Origin of the sequence: Anaerococcus sp. HMSC075B03 (genome assembly GCF_001815585.1) — a bacterium.
Lineage (GTDB): Bacteria > Bacillota > Clostridia > Tissierellales > Peptoniphilaceae > Anaerococcus > Anaerococcus vaginalis.
In genome coordinates this window covers 46,760-68,135 of record NZ_KV821168.1, presented here as the reverse complement: position 1 = coordinate 68,135, position 21,376 = coordinate 46,760, and the positions used below count along the sequence as shown (strand labels likewise).

General features: G+C 26.9%; 20 protein-coding genes. All 20 read left to right on the top strand.

What is annotated here, in order from left to right; genetic code table 11:
* Positions 1-68: 68 nt before the first annotated feature.
* The 20 genes from gap to HMPREF3045_RS01910 all read left to right on the top strand — a co-directional run bounded on the left by gap (position 69) and on the right by HMPREF3045_RS01910 (position 21,376).
* A complete protein-coding gene (gap, locus tag HMPREF3045_RS02005; RefSeq protein WP_070607006.1) occupies positions 69-1,076 on the top strand; it encodes a type I glyceraldehyde-3-phosphate dehydrogenase in 1,008 nt (335 codons plus the stop codon).
* Positions 1,077-1,124: 48 nt separating this feature from the next.
* Positions 1,125-2,321: a phosphoglycerate kinase gene (pgk, locus tag HMPREF3045_RS02000; RefSeq protein WP_070736904.1), complete on the top strand. Its 1,197-nt coding sequence runs from the start codon at positions 1,125-1,127 to the stop codon at positions 2,319-2,321.
* A gap of 9 nt (positions 2,322-2,330) precedes the next feature.
* A complete protein-coding gene (gene tpiA, locus HMPREF3045_RS09200) occupies positions 2,331-3,083 on the top strand; it encodes a triose-phosphate isomerase (protein ID WP_019117621.1) in 753 nt (250 codons plus the stop codon).
* 18 nt (positions 3,084-3,101) lie between these two features.
* Positions 3,102-4,397, top strand: coding sequence for a phosphopyruvate hydratase (gene eno, locus HMPREF3045_RS09195; RefSeq protein ID WP_004838884.1), 1,296 nt, complete (start codon positions 3,102-3,104; stop codon positions 4,395-4,397).
* A 108-nt stretch (positions 4,398-4,505) separates the two neighbouring features.
* Positions 4,506-4,733 (top strand): preprotein translocase subunit SecG, encoded by a 228-nt coding sequence (secG, locus tag HMPREF3045_RS01985; protein ID WP_004838883.1) that lies wholly within the window; start codon positions 4,506-4,508, stop codon positions 4,731-4,733.
* Between the two features lie 77 nt (positions 4,734-4,810).
* The gene (rnr, locus tag HMPREF3045_RS01980) at positions 4,811-6,931 is read left to right on the top strand and encodes a ribonuclease R (protein ID WP_070736903.1); all 2,121 of its coding nucleotides are present in this window, start codon (positions 4,811-4,813) and stop codon (positions 6,929-6,931) included.
* Complete coding sequence (gene smpB, locus HMPREF3045_RS01975) at positions 6,915-7,358, top strand: SsrA-binding protein SmpB (protein WP_019117624.1); 444 nt, start codon at positions 6,915-6,917, stop codon at positions 7,356-7,358. Before rnr ends, smpB begins: the two co-directional genes overlap by 17 nt.
* Before the next feature lie 4 nt (positions 7,359-7,362).
* Positions 7,363-8,064: an ABC transporter ATP-binding protein gene (locus HMPREF3045_RS01970; RefSeq protein ID WP_070736902.1), complete on the top strand. Its 702-nt coding sequence runs from the start codon at positions 7,363-7,365 to the stop codon at positions 8,062-8,064.
* A 1-nt stretch (position 8,065) separates the two neighbouring features.
* A complete protein-coding gene (locus HMPREF3045_RS01965; protein WP_070736901.1) occupies positions 8,066-11,566 on the top strand; it encodes an FtsX-like permease family protein in 3,501 nt (1,166 codons plus the stop codon).
* A 51-nt stretch (positions 11,567-11,617) separates the two neighbouring features.
* Positions 11,618-12,187: a histidine phosphatase family protein gene (locus HMPREF3045_RS01960; RefSeq protein WP_070736900.1), complete on the top strand. Its 570-nt coding sequence runs from the start codon at positions 11,618-11,620 to the stop codon at positions 12,185-12,187.
* Entirely contained in the window at positions 12,184-13,227 is a 1,044-nt protein-coding gene (locus HMPREF3045_RS01955; RefSeq protein WP_070736899.1) for a metallophosphoesterase family protein, read from the top strand. The genes HMPREF3045_RS01960 and HMPREF3045_RS01955 overlap by 4 nt, the downstream gene beginning before the upstream one ends.
* On the top strand, positions 13,208-15,118 hold the full coding sequence (locus HMPREF3045_RS01950) for an ATP-binding protein (RefSeq protein ID WP_070736898.1): 1,911 nt from the start codon (positions 13,208-13,210) through the stop codon (positions 15,116-15,118). The genes HMPREF3045_RS01955 and HMPREF3045_RS01950 overlap by 20 nt, the downstream gene beginning before the upstream one ends.
* Entirely contained in the window at positions 15,115-15,795 is a 681-nt protein-coding gene (locus tag HMPREF3045_RS01945; protein WP_004838875.1) for a metallophosphoesterase, read from the top strand. The genes HMPREF3045_RS01950 and HMPREF3045_RS01945 overlap by 4 nt, the downstream gene beginning before the upstream one ends.
* Positions 15,795-16,328: a class IV adenylate cyclase gene (locus tag HMPREF3045_RS01940; protein ID WP_070606974.1), complete on the top strand. Its 534-nt coding sequence runs from the start codon at positions 15,795-15,797 to the stop codon at positions 16,326-16,328. The genes HMPREF3045_RS01945 and HMPREF3045_RS01940 overlap by 1 nt, the downstream gene beginning before the upstream one ends.
* A 58-nt stretch (positions 16,329-16,386) precedes the next feature.
* A complete protein-coding gene (pyrB, locus tag HMPREF3045_RS01935; RefSeq protein ID WP_004838873.1) occupies positions 16,387-17,316 on the top strand; it encodes an aspartate carbamoyltransferase in 930 nt (309 codons plus the stop codon).
* Positions 17,309-17,737 carry an aspartate carbamoyltransferase regulatory subunit gene (locus tag HMPREF3045_RS01930; protein WP_004838872.1) on the top strand — a complete coding sequence of 143 codons (429 nt, stop codon included), beginning with the start codon at positions 17,309-17,311 and terminating at the stop codon, positions 17,735-17,737. Before pyrB ends, HMPREF3045_RS01930 begins: the two co-directional genes overlap by 8 nt.
* Positions 17,737-18,933, top strand: a complete 1,197-nt coding sequence (locus HMPREF3045_RS01925; RefSeq protein ID WP_070736897.1) for a dihydroorotase — start codon at positions 17,737-17,739, stop codon at positions 18,931-18,933. The genes HMPREF3045_RS01930 and HMPREF3045_RS01925 overlap by 1 nt, the downstream gene beginning before the upstream one ends.
* Complete coding sequence (gene pyrF, locus HMPREF3045_RS01920) at positions 18,908-19,774, top strand: orotidine-5'-phosphate decarboxylase (RefSeq protein ID WP_070606968.1); 867 nt, start codon at positions 18,908-18,910, stop codon at positions 19,772-19,774. The genes HMPREF3045_RS01925 and pyrF overlap by 26 nt, the downstream gene beginning before the upstream one ends.
* The gene (locus tag HMPREF3045_RS01915; protein ID WP_070736896.1) at positions 19,761-20,477 is read left to right on the top strand and encodes a dihydroorotate dehydrogenase electron transfer subunit; all 717 of its coding nucleotides are present in this window, start codon (positions 19,761-19,763) and stop codon (positions 20,475-20,477) included. Before pyrF ends, HMPREF3045_RS01915 begins: the two co-directional genes overlap by 14 nt.
* Positions 20,477-21,376, top strand: coding sequence for a dihydroorotate dehydrogenase (locus HMPREF3045_RS01910; RefSeq protein ID WP_070736895.1), 900 nt, complete (start codon positions 20,477-20,479; stop codon positions 21,374-21,376). Before HMPREF3045_RS01915 ends, HMPREF3045_RS01910 begins: the two co-directional genes overlap by 1 nt.

The following is a 21,376-nucleotide window of genomic DNA, read 5'->3' as shown; positions in this document are numbered from 1 at the left end:
GACAAAAAAACGTCAATTAGTAAAATAATTATTGTAAAACACATTGAAAAAGCACTTAGGAGGAAATAATGACAACAAAAGTAGCTATTAATGGATTTGGAAGAATAGGACGTCTAACACTAAGAAGAATTTCTGAAGTAGAAGAAAATATTGAAGTAGTAGCAATCAATGACCTTATTGATAAAAAAGGTTTATTATATGCCTTTAAATATGATACTGCTCAAGGAAGATTTAACGGAGATGCTGAACTAACAGATGATGGATTTAAAATCAATGGCAAAGAAATCAAAGTTTTTGCTGAAAGAAATCCAGAAGATTTACCTTGGAAAGAATTAGGCGTAGATATAGTGCTTGAATGTACAGGATTCTTTACAGAAAAAGAAAAAGCAGAAGCACACATCAAAGCTGGAGCTAAAAAAGTTCTTATTTCTGCACCAGGAAAAGGAGATTTAAAAACAATAGTATTTGGAGTAAATCATGAAATACTTGATGGATCTGAAACTGTAGTTTCTGGAGCAAGCTGTACAACAAACTGCTTAGCACCAATGGTTAACGTTCTAAAAAATGAATTTGGATTTGTTTCAGGACAAATGTCAACAATCCATGCTTATACAGCTACACAAGCTATTCAAGATACACCAGCTTCTAAAAAAGATTTAAGAGGTGGTAGAGCTGCAGCACAAAATACAATTCCTGCATCAACAGGAGCTGCAAAAGCTGTAGGAAAAGTACTTCCAGAAGTAGAAGGAAAAATTGACGGTTCTGCATTGAGAGTTCCAACAATTACAGGATCTATTACAGAACTATACTCAGTATTAGAAAAGAAAGTTACAGTAGAAGAAGTTAATGCAGCAATGAAAAAATACTCATCAGATGCATTTGCTTACACAGAAGATGATATTGTATCAAGCGATATAATAGGTTATCCAGCAGGTTCAATATTTGATTCTCAACTTACAAAAATAGTTGAAGGAACAGATGGAACTCAAGTTGTTAAAACTGTTGCATGGTATGACAATGAAATGGGATATGTATCTAACCTAGTTAGAACACTTGATTACTTAGCAAATCTTTAAGAGTTAGACAGGCGAGATATTATTCTCGCCTTTTTTTAGAGGAGAATTATGAATAAAAAAACTGTAAAAGACTTAAATGTTGAAGACAAAAAAGTTTTAGTAAGAGTAGACTTTAACGTTCCTTTATCAAAAGACGGAAATCATACAATTTCTGATGATACAAGAATAAAAGCTGCCCTTCCAACAATTGACTACCTATTAGAAAATAATGCAAAAGTTATTTTGATGAGCCATTTGGGAAGACCAAAAGGAGAAGCAAATCCAGAATTTTCATTAAAACCAGTAGCAGAGTGGTTAGAAAATCACTATGGAGAAAAATTCCACTTTTTACCATCAGATGTAGTAGTTGATGAAAAAGTAAAAGAAGAAGTAGAAAAGCTTGAAAATGGAAATCTTGCTTTACTTGAAAATACAAGATATGTAAAAGGCGAAACAAAAAATGACCCAGAATTTGCAAAAGAGTTATCATCACTTGCTGATTTGTTTGTAAACGATGCTTTTGGAACAAGCCACAGAGCTCATTCTTCTAACGTTGGAGTTGCAAATAATCTTGAAAGTGCTGTAGGATTTTTAATTCAAAAAGAAATAGAAATAATGGGCAAGGCTTTGGAAAATCCAGAAAAACCATTTGTTTCAATCCTAGGAGGAGCAAAAGTTTCAGATAAGATTGGCGTAATAGAAAATTTAATTTCAAAAGTTGATTATATTTTAATCGGCGGAGGAATGGCCTATACTTTCTTAAAAGCACAAGGAAAAGAAATAGGAAAATCACTTCTTGAAGAAGACAAGATGGATTTGTCTTTAGAATTAATTAAAAAAGCTGAAGCTAATAATGTAAAAATACTTTTACCAAAAGATGTAGTTATTGCTGATGAAATAAAAGAAGATGCTGAAACTGAAATAGTTGATATTGATAATATCCCACAAGATAAAGAAGCTTTAGATATTGGACCAAAAACTGCAAAAGAATATGCTGATATTATAAAGAAAGCAAAAACAGTTGTATGGAATGGACCTATGGGAGTATTTGAAGTAAAAGTATTTGCTAATGGAACTAATGAAGTTGCAAAAGCCTTGGCAGATTCTTCTGCAACAACAATAGTAGGTGGTGGAGATAGTGCCCTTGCTATAGAAGAAGCAGGATATAAGGATAAAATTACTCACGTATCAACTGGTGGTGGAGCAAGTCTAGAATTTTTAGAAGGAAAAACTCTACCAGGAATTGATTGTATAGATGAAAAATAAGGAGTAGATATGCGTACACCTGTAATAGTAGGAAATTGGAAAATGAATATGACTCCTAGCGAAGCTAAATCTTTGCTAGAAGAATTAGTTGAACTTGACCTTGATGAAAGCGTAGAAAAAGGTGTTTGTGTACCAGCGATTGACCTTTTACTTGCAAGTGAAATTTTAAAAGATTCAGATATTAAATTTGGTGCTCAAAATATGTACTTTGAAGAAAGTGGAGCTTATACTGGAGAAATTTCTCCAAAAATGTTAAATGACATAAAAGCTGATTACGTAATTTTGGGACACTCTGAAAGACGTGAATATTTTAATGAAGACGATGAACTAATCAACAAAAAAGTCCTTTCAGCACTTGATCATGATATAGTTCCAATTCTTTGTGTTGGCGAAACTTTAGAAGAAAGAGAAGCTAACAAACAAGAAGAAAAAGTTAAAGAACAACTTGAAAAAGACCTTAAAGGAATCGAAGGTAAAGATATAACAAAAGTTATTATTGCTTACGAACCAATCTGGGCTATAGGAACTGGCAAGACTGCATCTGCAGAAGATGCTGATGACATGTGTGCTTTTATTAGAAATTATATAAAAGAAGCATTCTGTGAAGATTGTGCTGGAAAAATTAGAATTCAATATGGTGGCTCAATGAAACCAGCTAATGTTAAAGAATTATTAGCAAAAGAAAATATTGACGGTGGACTAATAGGTGGAGCAAGCCTTAAAGCAAATGACTTTGAACAATTAATAAATCACAAAAAATAAAAATATAAGGAGAATAAGATGAGCTTAATTTCAAGCGTATATGCTAGACAAATTTTAGATTCAAGAGGAAATCCAACAGTAGAAGTTGAAGTAGTAACAGAAGAAGGTGGCTTCGGTAGAGCAAGTGTACCATCAGGCGCATCAACAGGTGAATGGGAAGCAGTTGAACTTAGAGATGGCGACAAAGATTATTATTTAGGAAAATCTGTTCTTAAAGCTGTTAATAACGTAAATGAAATCATAGCTGAAGAATTAGAATTTACTTATGATGTTTCTGATCAAATTGGAATAGATAAAGCAATGATTGAACTTGATGGAACAGAAAATAAAGGAAAATTAGGAGCTAATGCTATTCTTGGAGTTTCTCTTGCAGTAGCAAAAGCTGCAGCAGATGAACAAGGTGTTTCTCTATATAATTATATTGGAGGAGCTAATGCAAAACTTCTTCCTACACCAATGATGAATATTTTAAATGGTGGAGAACACGCTGATAACTCTGTAGATATTCAAGAATTTATGATCTTCCCACTAGGAGCTGAAAGTTTTTCACATGCTTTACAAATGGGCGCAGAAGTATTCCACAGCCTTAAAAAAGTTCTTTCAAACAAAGGCTACAATACAGCAGTAGGTGATGAAGGTGGATTTGCTCCAAACTTAAAATCAAATGAAGAAGCTCTAGAAATTATCTGTGAAGCTATAAAAGAAGCAGGCTATGAACCAGGAAAAGATGTTTATATAGCTATGGACTGTGCATCAAGTGAATTTTACAATAAAGAAGATGGAAAATATCATTTAGATGGAGAAGGCACAGTTAAAACAGAAGATGAAATGATTGATTGGTTAGAAGAATTAGTAGGAAAATATCCAATTATTTCAATCGAAGATGGACTTGATGAAAATGACTGGGAAGGATGGGCAAAACTTACAAAAAGACTTGGAAATAAAGTTCAATTAGTAGGAGATGACCTATTCGTAACAAATACTAAAAAACTTGAAAAAGGAATTAAAGAAGGCGTTGCTAACTCAATTCTTATAAAAGTAAACCAAATAGGTTCTTTAACTGAAACATTAAATGCTATTGAAATGGCAAAAGAAGCAGGATATACTGCAGTTGTTTCTCACAGATCAGGAGAAACTGAAGATACAACAATTTCAGACTTAGTTGTAGCTGTTAATGCTGGACAAATTAAAACTGGAGCTCCATCAAGAACTGATAGAGTTGCAAAATATAATCAACTTCTAAGAATTGAAGATGAATTATTTGATACAGCACAATTTAAAGGACTCAAAGCATTCTATAATATTAATAAATAATATTATTATTTAATAAATAGAGGGGTAAAATAATAGAAAGCCCCTCTTTTTATTGTAAAATTTATATAATTGTGATATTATAAAATAGTATGAAAACGGAGGTGTCAGATGACAACAGTATTATCAGTATTATTGATGATAGCTTCTGTAATTTTGGTTATAGCAGTAACCTTACAAGAACCAAAAACTGATGGGCTTGGAACCTTAGCTGGTCAAGAAACAAACGTATTTGGTAGAAGCGCTCATAAATCAAAAAACGAAATGTTAGATAAGGTTGTAATTTTTGCAGGTGTTGTCTTATTTTTATTAAGTACAATACTTCTTGCAATAAACTAAGGGGTTTAGTAAAGATTTTTAATTTGTAAGGCAAGTTAAGAAGGCTTTCACTAGCCTCTTTTTTAATAGGAGAAAATATGAATTTTAAAGATTTAATTATAAATATAGTAAACGATAAAAATTACAAGCCAATGACTATTGATGAGATGTTAAGATATTTGGATTGTGATAAGTATATAAAAAAAGATGTAAAAAAAATTATTAAAAAACTTGCTAAAGAAAATGAAATCAAAATAAGCTCAAAAAATAAAATTCATCCATTAAGTAATGATGATAAATCACTTATGGGAGAAATTTCACTCGCTCAAGGTGGATATGGATTTTTTATTTCTGATAATAATGAATATATGGATGTTTTTATTTCTCAAAATAATTTAAATTCAGCAAATGACAAAGATAGGGTTAAAATTGAAATTATAAAAGAAAAAGAATATGGGAAAAATGCTGAAGGAAAAGTAGTAGAAATCCTTCAAAGAAATACAAGTCAAATTGTTGGACTTTATAAAAAAAATAAAGGCTTTGGATTCGTAATAAGCGATAAGGATAACCTATCTTCTGATATTTATATTGATGAAAAATTTTCAAAAAAAGCAAAAAATAACGATAAAGTTGTTTGTGAAATTATAAAATATCCAAAAAATGGCTCTCCAGAAGGAAGAATTGTAGAAATTTTAGGAAATAAAAATGATTTTAATGTTGATGTTTTATCAATAATAAGGTCCTACGGACTAAAAGATAATTTTTCAAAAAAAACAAAAAAAGAAGCTGTTTTTATAGATAAAGAAGTAGATATTACAAAAGAAAAAGATAGAAAAGATTTGAGAGATTTATTTACAGTTACTATTGATGGTAGGGATTCTAAAGATTTTGATGATGCAATATCAATAGAAAAAGATAAAGAAGATTTTATTTTATATGTTCATATTGCAGATGTAAGCCATTATGTAAAAGAAAATAGTGAAATTGATAAGGAAGCTTATCAAAGAGGAAATTCAACTTATTTATACAATATAGTTTTGCCTATGCTACCAGAGGAACTATCTAATGGAATATGTTCTTTAAATCCAAATGAAAATAGACTTGCTTTAAGTTTAAAAATGAGAATCAATAAATTAGGTAAAGTTGTTGATTATAAAATATATAAGTCTATGATCAAATCTAACTATAGGTTAGTCTACGATGATGTAAATGATTATTTGGATAATAAAGACAAAGTTTATGATGATGAAATTTTGATAGAAAAATTAGAATTATTTGACAAATTATACAAAATTTTAAAAAATAAAAGAGAAAAAAGAGGAGCTATAGATTTTAATTTTACGGAAAGTCAAATTGATGTAAATGAAAAAGGAGATGTTTTAAATATTTCTATTTTTGAAAGAGGATCTGCAAATAAAATGATAGAGGAATTTATGTTAGTTTCAAATGAAACTATAGCTAGTTTATTTGCTTACATGGATTTTCCATCATTATATAGAATTCATGAAAAGCCAAAAGATGAAAAGGTAGAATCTTTCAAAAATATTTTAAACACATTAGGCTATAATATTAAGGGAAAAGAACTTCATCCAAAAGATTTCCAAGAAATTTTAAAAGAAGTTTCAGGAAAAGATGATGAAAGTCTTGTAAATATGTTAATGCTTAGGACAATGAGAAAGGCTAAATATGCAAATTATATGGATATTCATTTTGGTTTAGCAACAAAATATTATACACATTTTACAGCTCCAATAAGAAGGTATCCTGATTTAATAGTTCATAGGCTTGTAAAAGATTTTCTTGATAATAAATTTGAAAATATAAGCCAATCATCATTAGAAAAACAATTAGCAAAAAATGCAGAACACTTGTCAATTACAGAAAGAAATAGTGAAGAATGTGAAAGAGATGTAGAAGATTTATATAAGTGTAAATATATGAAAAAATATATTGGAGAGAAATTTCAAGGAATTATTTCATCAATAACAGATTTTGGGATTTTTATTGAACTTGAAAATACGGTTGAAGGATGTTTTATGTATAAATTTTCTGATGATCATTTTGAATATATTGAACAAAAGCTATCTTGTGTAAATAGAGATAATAATAAAAGATATAAAATTGGACAAAAAGTTTTCATTGAAGTTAAAAATGTAGATCTTGAAAAAAGAAATATAGATTTCGATTTGTTGGAGGAAGAATTTGAAAATTTTAGCTAATAATAAAAAAGCAAAACATGATTATTTTTTGGAAGAAAAATATGAGGCTGGAATTGAATTAAAGGGAAATGAAGTAAAAAGTATAAGAGAAGGAAAAGTTTCGATAAAGGAATCTCACGTTGGGGATTATAAGGGAGAATTATTTATTTATAATATGAATGTTACACCTTATGAACAATCCTACGAAAAAAATATTGATCCAATTAGAACTAGAAAGCTTTTGCTTCATAAAAAAGAAATTGATAAATTAATTGGAAAAGTTTCTCAAGCAGGATATACTATGATTGTAAATAAAATTTACCTAAAAGATGGCTTGATTAAAGCGGAAATTGCTCTTGCAAAGGGTAAAAAAATCTATGATAAAAGAGAAACTATAAAGAAAAATGATGCTAAAAGAAAAATAGAAAGAGCACTCAAAAATTATTAATGATATGGCATATATAGAATTAAAAAATGTATACAAGTATTTTGAAGTTGGTAGAAATAATATTGTTGCAAATGATAATATTAATTTAAGTATAGATGAAGGCGAGCTTGTTATAATTGTAGGAGCAAGCGGAGCAGGAAAGACTACGCTTTTAAATTTAATTGGCGGAATGGATACTTTAAGTGATGGAGAAATAATTGTTGATAAGAAAAACCTATCAAAAATGAATGAAAAAGAATTGACTAAATATAGAAGAGATGACGTAGGTTTTGTTTTTCAATTTTATAATTTAATACCAAATCTTACAAGCATCGAAAATGTTGAGCTTGCTAGTGAAATCGCAAAAGATAATATGGATGCTGAAAAAGCCTTGGATGAGGTAGGACTTTCTCATAGAAAGAATTCTTTTCCTTCTCAACTTTCAGGTGGGGAACAACAAAGAGTAGCAATTGCTAGAGCAATTGCCAAAAACCCAAAACTTTTATTGTGCGATGAGCCAACAGGAGCTTTGGATTATAAAACAGGAAAATCAATTTTGAAATTATTGCAAGATACTGCAAAAAATTTAAACACTACTGTAATTATTATAACTCATAATGGTGCAATAAAAGATATAGCAGATAAGGTTTTTGAGCTAAAAGATGGTACAATTGTAAATTCTTATGTCAATGAAAATCCAGAAAATGTTGAAAATATAGAGTGGTAAAATGAAAAAAAATAATTATTATAGGTCAATTTTTAGGGATATAAAACAAACCAAAGGCAAGATTTTTTCGATTTTTGTTATGATAATGCTTGCTTCTATGGTTGTCGTTGCCCTTTTTATGACAGGACCTTCAATGCGAAAAACTCTAAATAAGACTTTAAATAAAAATAAACATCCAGATATAATTATTAGAGCAACTTATGGAATTAAAAACGAAGATAAGTTAATTATCGAAAAGGATGAGGATATTGATAAGCTTGCTTATAAAAAAAATTTGGATTTATATGCTAAAGATAAGCTTATTTCTGTAAAATCTTATGATAAAGATATTGAAAAATTAAGTATAATAAAGGGAAGAAAAATCAAAAATGATGAAGAAATAATTTTAGATGAATTATTGAAAAAAAATTATAAACTAGGCGATTTTATATATTTTAAGTCAATAGATGATGAAAAATTAGATGATTTACTAAAATATAAAAAGTATAAGGTTGTAGGTTTTGCAAATTCTTCTGAATATTTGATGGATGAAGTAAGGGATGTTTCTTATAAGGGAAAAGAAATGGTTTTTTCTTTTGCCTATATAAACAAAGATAATTTTAAAACTGATGAGATTAGTGAAGTTGATATTAGCTATAAAAAAACAAAAAATATGGATAGATTTTCTGATGAGTACAAATCTTATGTAAAAGAAAAAAGAGAAAATCTAAAAAAAGATTTTAAAAACAGGCCTAGTCAAGTTTTAAAAAGAGTAAAAGTTGATGCTAATAAAAAACTTAATGAAAAAGAAAATGAACTATCTTCTAGTGAGAAAAAATTACAAGAACAAAAAGATAAACTTATAGACGCAAACGAAAAATTGTTAGATGGTATAAATTCATATAACAAGGCAGAAGATGAATTTAAGGTTAAAATTAACGATGCCTATGAAAAGTTAGGTGCATCAAAAAAACAAATTGACCAAGGATTTTCTAAATTAAATAGTGGTAAAAAAAGCTACAATAAAAATTTTCTTTCTTTTAATGAACAAATGAAAAAAAATGAAGAAAAATTAAATGATTCAAAAGAGAAAATAGATAAGGCTTATGAAGAAATTGATAAAAATTATAAAAAGATAAATTCGAGCAAGTCTTTAATCGAAAATTCTTTTTTAGAAAAAAGGGCTATGCTTAAAAATTTGGAAGATAAAAAAAATGAGGAAAGTACATATCTAACAAATTATAAATCTGAATTAAATGAAATAAATTTAAAAATAGAAAATTTAAAGAAAAAATTAGAAGTATTATCAAACTTGAGTGATAATGAAGAAAATAAAAAAGAAATTGAAAATATAAAAAAAGAATTACATTATTTAAATGGAAAAAAAGAAGATTTAAATATTAAAATTTCTCAAAGTGAAATTATATTAGATAAATTAAATAAAGAATATTTAGCAAATAAAAATAAATTTGATGAAGCTTACCAAAAGGCTATGGATCCAATAAATGAAAACTTAAAAAAATTGGATAAAGCAAAAAGGGAGTTGGATGAAAAAAACTCTTTATATAAGCTATCAAAAGAGAAATTTGAAAATGAAAAAATCAATGCATCAAATAAATTAAAACAAGGAAAGATAGAACTTGATAATAATGAAAAAAAATTAAAGTCTGCTTTGATTTCTTATAAGAATGGAAAAAGAAAATTAGATGATGAAAAAATTAAGGGAGAAGAAAAGTTAAAGTCTTCTTTTAATGAACTTTTAGAAAAAGAAAGTGAGCTTGATAAGGCGAATAAAAAGTTTGAAGACGAAGAAAAAAAGGCTAAAAATAAAATCAAAAAGGGATATGAAAAAATTGATGAGGCTAGAGAAAATTTGGTAAATTTAATTGACCCTACTTATGAATTTGAAAGCATATTTTTAAATAAATCTATTGATAGCTATTACAAAAATAGTTTAAATATGGACGAATTATCAAAAGTTTTTCCAACATTTTTTTATTTTATCGCCCTTCTTGTTTCTCTTACAACAATAAAAAGGTATATTGAAGAACAAAGAATACAAAATGGAACTTTGAAAGCTTTGGGTTATTCTAATTTTGATATTGGTAGAAAATTTTTTATTTACGGATTAATTCCTACGATTTTTGGTTCTTTAATTGGTTCATTAATTGGAAAATATATAGTTTGTAAAGTTATTTTTAAAGCATATTCAACTGGATTTAGAGTTTTAGATTTGGAATTTATAAATTCGTTTTGGATAATTTTATTTACTATATTTTTATCTACTTTTTTAATTTCACTAACTGTTTATTTTACAAGCATAAGCGAAGTAAAAGAGCAAACAGCAGATTTATTAAGAGCTAAAGCTCCAAAAAATGGATCTAGGATATTTCTTGAAAAAATAAAATTTATTTGGAATAGCCTATCTTTTATGACAAAAATTACATTTAGGAATTTATTTAGGTATAAATCTAGAATGTTTATGACAATTTTTGGAGTAGGTGGTTGTACTGCACTTTTATTTTTTGGTTTTGCTATGATTGATTCTGTTAAAGATACATCTAAATTGCAAAAACAAGAAATTACAAAATATGATTTTATATCAATTTTTGATAAAAATGCCAAAGAAGAAAATAAAAAATCTTACGAAAGTATTTTAAAAGATACAGAATCTATGAAAATCATCTATGAGAATGTAGATGTAAGTTTGAAAGATAAAAATAAAAAAGTTAATTTAATTGTTTTTGATGATAGAGAAAGAATTGATGATTTTATAAAAATAAGGGATAAAAATAAGAAAAAAATTTCGCTTGATAATAATAAAGTTGTAATTAGTAAAAATTTATCAAATAATTTAAAATCAAATAAAAAATTAAAATTTGAATTAGATGATAAAATTGTAGAAACAGACATTAAAGATGTTGCCGAAAATTATATTGATGATTATATTTATATGACAAAAGACGCATATAAAAATAATTTTGGCAAAGATTTTATTGCAAATGCAAATCTTGTAAAAGCAGGCGGTCAAATTAAAAATAAAATATTGGAAAATAAAATAAGTCAAAGTATTATAGAGCCAAGTAAATTTTACGAAACGATGGACACTTTAATGGCAAATTTAAACCTAGTAATTGGAATTATTACCGTGGTTTCTATGCTACTTGCCGTTGTAGTTTTGTATAATTTGACTAATATTAATGTGAGCGAGAGAAAAAAAGAACTTGCTACTACAAAAGTTTTGGGATTTTATCCTAGAGAAACAACTTCCTATATTTATAGGGAAACATATATTTTGACATTTTTTGGCATTATTCTTGGATATATTTTAGGATATATTATGCTAAGATATGTTTTAATTGTAGCTGCACCAGATGGAATTTTTATTTCTTACAAAACTCATTTATCATCATATATATTTTCTGCCTTTATAACATTATTTACATCATTTTTGATAATGTTGATTGTTCATTTTAAATTAAAAAAAATAAATATGGCAGAAGCAATGAAAGCAGGCGAATAAAAAGCATTCGAGCCTGCTTTTTTTATATGTTATAATAATAAAGGTGATAATATGAAAATAATATTTTTAAGACATGGATTAACAGAATCAAATAAAGAATTAAAATTTTCAACTCCTAAGACAAAACTTTCAAAAAAAGCTTATATTGATTTGGATAAAAGCAAAAAAAATTTAAAAAATTACAAAATAGATAAGGTATTCACATCAAAATTAATAAGAAGTCAAGAAACAGCAAAATATTTGGGCTTTGATGAATTTATTGAAGATGAAAGACTAAATGAATTAGATTTTGGAGATTTTAAGGGACAAAAAGTTATAGAAACAAAAGAAAAATATAAAGATTTCTATAATAATTTAAAAAATAATCCTTACTCAACTAAATATCCTAATGGAGAAAGCGTTGAAGATTTAATAAAAAGAGTTAATGATTTTATAAAAGAAAAATCTATTTATGATGGAAATATTTTGTGTGTAAGTCATGGAATTGCAATTAGAGCAACTTTATTTACAGTCTTAAAAGATTTGGACAATTTCAAAAATTTTTGGATTGATAATGGTTCTATTACAGTTTTTGACATAAGTGAAAATAAAACAATGATTGAGTGTGTGAATTTGATATGAAATTTATCCATATTTCTGATATACATTTGGCTGATAAATTGGATTTTGATAGTTCATATAGCAAGCTAATAAGAAAAATAAAATGGGATAGCTTTGAAAAAATTTTGAAAGAAAATAAGGATGTAGATTTCTTGTTAATTTCGGGAGACCTTTTTGAAAGAGATTATTTTAGTCTAAAAGATTATCAAAAATTATTTGAAATATTTGAAGAATTTTCCAAAAATATATATTATCTTTGCGGAAACCACGATTATATAGATTCAAAAAATGAAATATTTTTCTCAGATAAACCTAAAAATCTTCACATATTTTCTAGTGAAAAATTTGATTTTTTTGAATATGAAAATGTGAGAATTTATGGAATTTCTTATAATGATAGGATATTTGATAAAAATTTTAACTATAATATAAGGCTTGATTACAATTTTTATAATATCTTTTTAGGCCATGGGGAATTTAATCAAAATAATTCAACTTATATGAATTTAGATTTGGAAAAAATAAAAAATCTTAAATTTGATTATGTTGGTTTGGGACATATTCACAAAAGAGAAAATTTTTTAAAAAATATTTTTTATGTAGGAAGTATAGAACCTGTTAGCTTCAAAGATAAGGGCGATTTTGGCTATAATTTAGTAGATGATTATGGTATAAATTTTATAGATTCTTCACAAATGAGTTTTAAAAGTTTAAAAATTGACTTAAATAATTTTGAAAACTTTTATGGATTAGAAAAATATTTGGAAAATCTTTTGGCTAAAAAATATAATTTTTTAGATATAAATTTATTAAATTACGATAAATTTGCTTTTGATGAGAAAAGTTTAAAGGAAAAATTAGATATTACTTATCTTAAAATTAATAGGGAAAAAAGCATAGATTATTATGAAAATTTAGGAAAAATTTATGAATCTTCTTTGCTTGGAGATTTTTATAAAAATGTTAAAGATTTGGATATGGAAGATCCTATTAATAAAAGATGTTTGGAAATTGGCTTTGATGCTATATTGAGGAGCAAGGATGAGCAAGATTTTTATTAAAGAGTTGAATTTAATTTCTTTTGGTAAATTTCAAAATAAATCCATAAAATTAAATCCAAATTTCAATTTAATTTATGGGGATAATGAAAGTGGTAAATCTACAATTTCTGATTTTATTGAAGGTGTATTTTATGGTTTTGATGATGGAAATAATAAAAGGCATTTCTCCTATAAAAAAGAAAAATACAAACCTTTAGGCTCTTATAAATATTTTGGAAATTTGATCCTATCATCTAATAATGAGGATTTTAGGATAGAAAGAAATTTTGATGATGGTTCATATAAAATATATAACTTGTCTTTGAAAAAAGAAATTTTTAGCAAAAAATCAAATTTAAATTTTCCTGGAGAATATTTTTTAAAATTAAATTATTCTTTGTATAAGAGTATAGCAAACAATTACCAACTTCAAAGTTTTGATAAGGATTCTAAAAAAGTTGTAATAGATTTTTTAAAAAATCCATCAAATGATATAATTTTTTCTCAATTAAAAGCTATTGATAATATAAAAGATTGCCTAAATAAAATTGGAAGTTCAAGGGCATATACAAAGCCTTACGCAAAAACTTTAAAAGAATTGGAAAATAAAAATGAAAAATTGGATAATATTAGAAATCTTAGAAAATCCTATAATAATGACATAATAAATTTGAAAAAACAAAGGGATGAAATAAAACTCTTAGAAGAAAAACTCAAAAAATCAAAAATAGATAGGGATAATTACAGAAAATTTAAAGCAAATTCTAATTATATTGAAGAAAAATCTAGGAAAGACCAGCTTAAAATAGTTGATAAAAAATTAGAAGAATATAAGGAATTTTCAGGAATTGACAAAGTATTTTTTGATAATCTTGATAGGCTTTTGGAAAAGCAAGATGATTTTTATAAAAATAAAAAAGATTATAAGATAAATTTATTTTATTTTTTAATAGGATTTATAATTTTACTTGTATCAATTTTTACAAAAAAATATTTTATTTTATTACTCCTACTTCCACTTTTTTTATTTTGTTTTTTTAAAGGTAAAATTTTAAATATAAATAGCAGAGAAGAGATTAGCAATTTAAATATAAAAATAAAAAATGAATTTTCCAAAATTTCTGTAAATTCTAAATCTTCTTATAAAAATGCAAAAAACAAATACAAAGACTATGAAAAATTAATTATAGAAAGAGATAAGACTTTAGAAATTTTAAAAATTCTTCAAAAACAGGAAAAATATGATGTGCCTATTGATTTTTCTTGTGATGAAATTGATATTTTGAAATTAGAAAATAAAATTAAATTTTATGAGAATTCATATTATAAACTTTTAGATGATAATTTAAAACTTGAAAAGAAGCTTGTAAGTGTTGAGGAAAAAATATCAAAAGAAGTTGATTTGATTGATGAAATTAATCAATTAAAGGAAAAATTAAATAATTTAGAAATAGAAATTTATGCGTGCAATAAAGCTATAGATATTATAAGTTCAAACAAGGATAAATTTATTTATAATAAAAAAATTCTATCTCAATTTATTAGTCAAATAATTAGAGAAATTTCAAAGGGGAAATATAAAAAAATTGATTTTGACAAAAACCTAGATCCTATCATAATAAGTTCTGATAATGAAATAATTGATATTGATAAAGTTTCAATAGGTTTTTTTGACCAAGTTAATTTTTCTCTAAGATTTGCTCTTTGTGAAAAATTATTAGATAATTTATTTTTGATTTTTGATGATGCTTTTATAAATTATGACAATGATAGGTTGAGGATGGCTCTGTTAAATTTGTTGGATTTATCAAAAAAATTTCAAATTATTTATTTTACATGTCACAAAAGAGAAAAAGATATTTTGGATGCAGAGGCTATTAATATAGATATAAAAAATATGGAGCAAGTATGATATATGCAATAGGAGATTTACATCTTGATTATACAGAAGAAAAATCCATGGAAGTATTTGGAAAATCTTGGCTTAATTATCAAGAAAAAATATTTAACAATTGGAATAAGATTGTAAATTCTGATGATACAGTTTTGATTGTGGGGGATATTTCTTGGGCTATGAATATAGAAGATGCCTACATTGATCTTAAAAAAATCGATGATCTTAACGGAAATAAAATAATGCTAAAAGGAAATCATGATTATTGGTGGTCATCCTTAAAAAAACTCAATGAATTAGATTTAAAATCTATTAAATTTTTGCAAAATAATTCTTTTTTTGAACAAGGCTATGAAATTTGCGGAACAAGAGGATGGATTAGCAGGGATAATAGTGAATTTACAGAACACGATGAGAAAATTTTTAAAAGAGAGCTACAAAGACTTAAAAATTCATTGGACTCTAGTAAGACAAATAATAAAAAAATTGTAATATTACATTATCCACCTCTTAATAGCGATAAGTCTTTGAATGAATTTTTTGGAATTTGTAAAGAGTATCAAGTAGAATGTGTATTGTATGGACATCTACATGGACCAGGGCATAAACAAATTTTTGAAGGTATAGTAGATGGTATAGAAATAAAATGTGTGGCAGGAGATTATATAAATTTTTTGCCAGAAAGGATAAGTTAATGGATAGAGAATTAGAAATCAAGGTATTAAATATTAATATCGAAGAAATGGAAGAAAAATTAAAAGCGAAAGGTGCAGAATTTTTGGGAGTAGAAATTCAAAAAAATCATACCTTTGCTCCAAAAAACGCAAAAGAATTTTCTAATGGTTATTTGAGAATTAGAGAAAAAACTGTAGATGATAAAAGAGAAGCAACAGAGCTAACTTTCAAAGAGGTTGTTGATAACAAAGATAATATAAGAGTAAATAATGAATACACAACTACAATAAATTCAACTTCAAATATGATAAAAATTTTAGAAGAAATTGGATTAGTTGAAAGATATGTTGGCGATAAAAAAAGAATTTCTTATAATTATAGGGGGCAAAGATTTGATATAGATATTTGGTCTAAAGATGTTTATCCTGATCCTTATATGGAAATTGAATTTACAAATGTAAATTTAATGGAAGAAATTCTAGATGAATTTGAAATTGATAGAAAAAATGTGACAAATGAATCAATTAACGAGTTAATCGAAAAACGTAAATAATTATTGACGAGTCTATATGCTTTTGGTATAATAGTAAAAACAAAAAAAGGAGTGTCAAATGCTAAAGATTAAAAATTTGTTAAGTGCAGAAGATTTGTTTAAAGATGATTTACTTGAAATAATTGATTTAGCAGAAGACATAATGAAGAGTCCTGAAAAATTTTCCAATTATTGTAATGGAAAGTTATTAGGGACTCTTTTTTTTGAGCCTTCTACTAGAACAAGACTTTCTTTTGAATCAGCAATGTTAAGACTTGGAGGAAGTGTTGAAGGATTTTCAAATCCAAAAGCATCAAGCCAAGCTAAGGGAGAAAGCTTACAAGATACAATTAGAACCGTAAGCCAATACGTTGATGTAATTGCTATGCGCCATCCACAAGAAGGAGCTGCAAAATTATCATCAGAAACATCAGATTGTCCAATAATAAATGCAGGAGATGGTGGACATCAACATCCAACTCAAACTCTTACAGATATTTTGACAATTTCAACTTATAAGAAAAGACTTGAAGGATTAAAGATAGGAATTTGTGGAGATTTAAAATATGGAAGAACAGTTCACTCTTTACTTAAAGTTATGACCTTGTTTGATAATAACGAATATGTTCTAATTTCTCCAGAAGAATTAAAACTTCCTAACTACATTAAAAAAAGTGTTTTTGAAAAAAATAATATAGAATATGTTGAAAAAAGATCTTTGGATAATTCTATAGATGATCTAGATATTTTATATATGACAAGAATTCAAAAAGAAAGATTTTTCTCTGACAACCAATATACAAGATTAAAAGATTCATACGTATTAAATAGAGAAAAATTAGCAAATGCAAAAAAAGATCTTGCAATCCTACATCCACTTCCAAGAGTAAATGAAATTGACAAAGATGTGGATGATGATCCTAGAGCTTTATATTTCCAACAAGTTAAATGCGGAATGTATGCTAGAATGGCACTAATTATAAAATTATTGGAGGCTAATAATGATTGAGATTACTTCATTAAAAAATGGAATTGTAATAGACCATATTAAACCAGGATTAGGAATAAAAATTTTTAATCTTTTAAATCTAGACCAACTTGATGATGAAGTTGCCCTAATATTAAACGCAAACTCTTCCTCTCAAGGAAAAAAAGATATAGTAAAAATTGCAAATAACTTAGATATTAATTTAGATGCTGTATCAATAATAGACCCAAGTGCAACAGTAAACTTCATTGAAGAAGAAAAAGTTGTAGAAAAGAAACAATTAGAATTACCAGAAGTTAGCAAGGGAATTTTAAAATGTCAAAATCCAACTTGCGTATCAACCACAGAAAGAAATATTGAAAGCAAATTTATATTGATAGATAAAAAAGAAAAAATGTACAAATGTGCTTATTGCGATCACATATATGACGTGGAGGAGTAATGAAACAAATTTTTACAAATCTTGTTGCCATTGATGATATAAATATATCAAAAAGGGACATCTTTGTAGAAGATGGATTTATAACAACTGAATTTAAATCTGATGAGGAAACTGAGATTATAGACTGTAATGGTCTTGTCTTGGTTCCTTCTTTTGTGGACATGCATACTCATTTTAGAGATCCTGGATTTACCTACAAAGAAGATTTAAAAACAGGATCAATGTCAGCTCTAAAAGGTGGATATACAACTGTAAATTTAATGCCAAATACAAATCCAATTGTATCAAGCAAAAAAGTATATGAAGATATTGTTAAAAGAGCAAAAGATTTAGACTTAATAGATATAAAACAAGTTTACTCAATAACAAAAGATTTTAAAAGCGATGACCTATCTCATTTAAAAGATTTACCAGAAGGATTATTGTTCTTGTCAAATGATGGTAAGGGAGTTGATGATGATTTTTCCATGTATCAAGCTATAAAAATCGCAAAGAAAAATAATTTAAAATTTACCTTGCATGAAGAATGTAAGGAAATTTCAAAATATGATTATGAAATAGCAGAAGATGTGATGACTTTGAGAGATTGTTATTTATCTTATAAGATGGATATGCCGATTCATTTTTCTCACGTTTCTACAAAAGGAGCAATTGAGGCAATAAGATATTTTAGAGATTTGGGAGCGAATATTACATGCGAAGTAACACCTCATCATATATATTTTTCTGATAGAAAAGAGTTAAAAGTAAATCCACCAATTAGAAAAGAAAAAGATAGATTGGCCTTATTAGATATGATAAAAAAAGGATATGTTGATTGTATAGCCACAGACCATGCTCCTCATTCAAAGGAGGAAAAAGAAAACGGTAAGCCAGGTTTCATTGGACTTGAAACAGCTTTTTCAACTTCTTATATGACTTTAGTAAAAGCTGGAATTATTTCATTAAATGATTTAATTAGGTTAATGTCAACAAATCCATCAAAACTTCTTGAAATAAAAAAAGGAAAAATAAAAGAAGGATACATGGCTGATTTTACTCTTATAGATTTGGATAAAATATATGAATATAAAGAAGAAGATATTTTATCAAAATCAAAAAATTCATTATTTATAAATCAAAAACTCCAAGGACAAATAGTAAGAGTTTACAAGAAAGGAATTTTGAAATATGACCTTAATGGAAAGACTTTATAAAAAAATCGAAGAAAATGGATTTGTTTGCGTTGGTCTTGATACATCACTAGATTATATTCCAGAAAAAATGAAGAAAAATAAAAGCGTAAGCGAACAATTATTTGATTTCAATAAGGAAATTATTGACAATACAAAAGATGTTTGTGCAATTTATAAAGTTCAAATTGCCTACTACGAATCTTATGGTATAGAAGGATTGCTTGCTTACAAAAATACCTTAAAATATTTAAGAGAAAATGATTTGTTATCAATTGCTGATGTAAAAAGATCAGATATTGCTCAAAGTGCAAGTCAATATGCAAAAGCACATTTTTCTGGAGATTTTGAGGCTGATTTTATGACTTTAAACCCTTATATGGGCATGGATTCAATTTCTCCATATCTTGAATTTATAAAAAATAAAGATAAAGGAGTGTTTGTTCTTTTAAGGACTTCAAATCCAGGAGCAAATGATTTTGAATGTTTAAGATTAAAGGATGACAGCGAATTATTTTATACAATTGGAGATAAATTAAAAGAATTAAATGATAAATTGATTGATGATTCAGTATACGGACCAATTGGACTTGTAGTTGGTGCAACTCACAAAGAAGAAGTTGAAAAAATCAGAAAAAGATATAATAATATGTTTTTCTTAATTCCAGGTTTTGGAGCACAAAAAGCCGATTCTTTAAATGTTTATAAATTGTTAAATTCATTAAACGGAGGAGTTGTAAATTCTTCAAGGGCAATTCTAAAAAATTATTTAAACTATGATGATGGAGAAGATAAAATAGGATATTATGCAAGAGAAAAATGCATAGAAACTAGAAAGGAAATCCAAGCTAATGGAATCTTATAGAGAAGCTTCTGTAATTTTTAATAAAAAAATAAAGGATGATATTTATTTTTGTAAAATAAAAACCAAATTGAATGCAAAAACTGGTCAATTTTTTATGTTAAGATGCGATAGCTTTAGAAATTCGCCACTTCTTTCAAGACCATTTGGAGTATGTGATCAAGATGATGAGTCTATGTCTTTTTTATACCAAGTAAAAGGCGTTGGAACAAAAATTTTAAGTGATTTAAAAGAGGGTTCAAAAGTAAAAATATTAGGACCTTTGGGAAATGGATTTGAAATAAAAAAAGGAAAAAAAGCTGCAATAGTTGCTGGCGGAATTGGAATAGCTCCACTTTTATATTTGGCAAAATCATTAGATTTAAAAGCAGATTTTTACGCAGGATTTAGTGATGAAGAATATTTTACAGATTATTTTAAAGATTATGTAAATTCTACAACTGTAACTATCGATAAAAAAGATAAAATTTTTATAACTGAAAAAATTGATACAGAAAAATATGATGTAATTTATGCTTGTGGACCCAATCAAATGTTAAAAACTTTGGCAAATAAAAATAAAAATTCTGAAATTCAAATTTCAATGGAAGCCCACATGGCATGTGGAATAGGAGCTTGTCTTGGCTGTACAGTAGAAAATGTTCATGGAGATTTTATAAGAGTTTGCAAAGATGGTCCAGTTTTTGATTCAAAGGAGATTTTCTAATGAGTTTAAAAGTGAATATTTGTGGAATTGAATTTAATAATCCGGTCATAGCTGCAAGTGGAACTTTTGGTTTTGGAAAAGAATTTGCAGACTATATCGACATAAATAAACTTGGAGGAATTTCTTCAAAAGGACTAACCCTACATAAAAATTTGGGGAACAAGGGAATAAGAATTTATGAAACTGCTGCTGGAATTATGAATTCAATTGGACTACAAAATCCTGGAATTGAATATTTTATAAAAGAAGAATTACCATTTTTGGAAACAAAAGATGCTGTAACAATTGCAAATCTTGGTGGACACAGCGTAGATGAATATGTTAAGGGAGCAATTTTACTCGATAAAACATCTGTCCCAATAATTGAATTAAATATTTCATGTCCAAATGTAAAAGAAGGCGGAATGGCTTTCGGAACAAATCCAAAAAAAGCTTGTGAAGTTATAGAAAAGGTAAGAAAAACTACAAAAAAAGTTTTGATGGTAAAACTTTCTCCGAATGTTGGAGATATAAAAGAATTTGTAAAAATTGCAGAAAATTCTGGAGCTGATTGTATTTCTCTAGTAAATACTTTTAATGCCCTTGCAATTGATGTTGATAATAAAAAAGCTGTTTTTGAAAATAAAACCGCAGGTCTTTCTGGACCTTGTATAAAACCAATTGCTTTAAGAATGGTTTATGAAGCAAGCAACGCTACAAATTTACCAATAATTGGTATTGGTGGAATTTCAAATTACAGGGACTGTTTGGAATTTATTATGGCTGGAGCAAGTGCTGTACAAGTTGGAACAAGTAATTTTGTAGATTTTAATACAATGATAAATATAATTGATGATTTAGAAAAATACATGCAAAGAGAAAATTTAAATTCATTAGAAGAAATAAGAAAAATTATATAG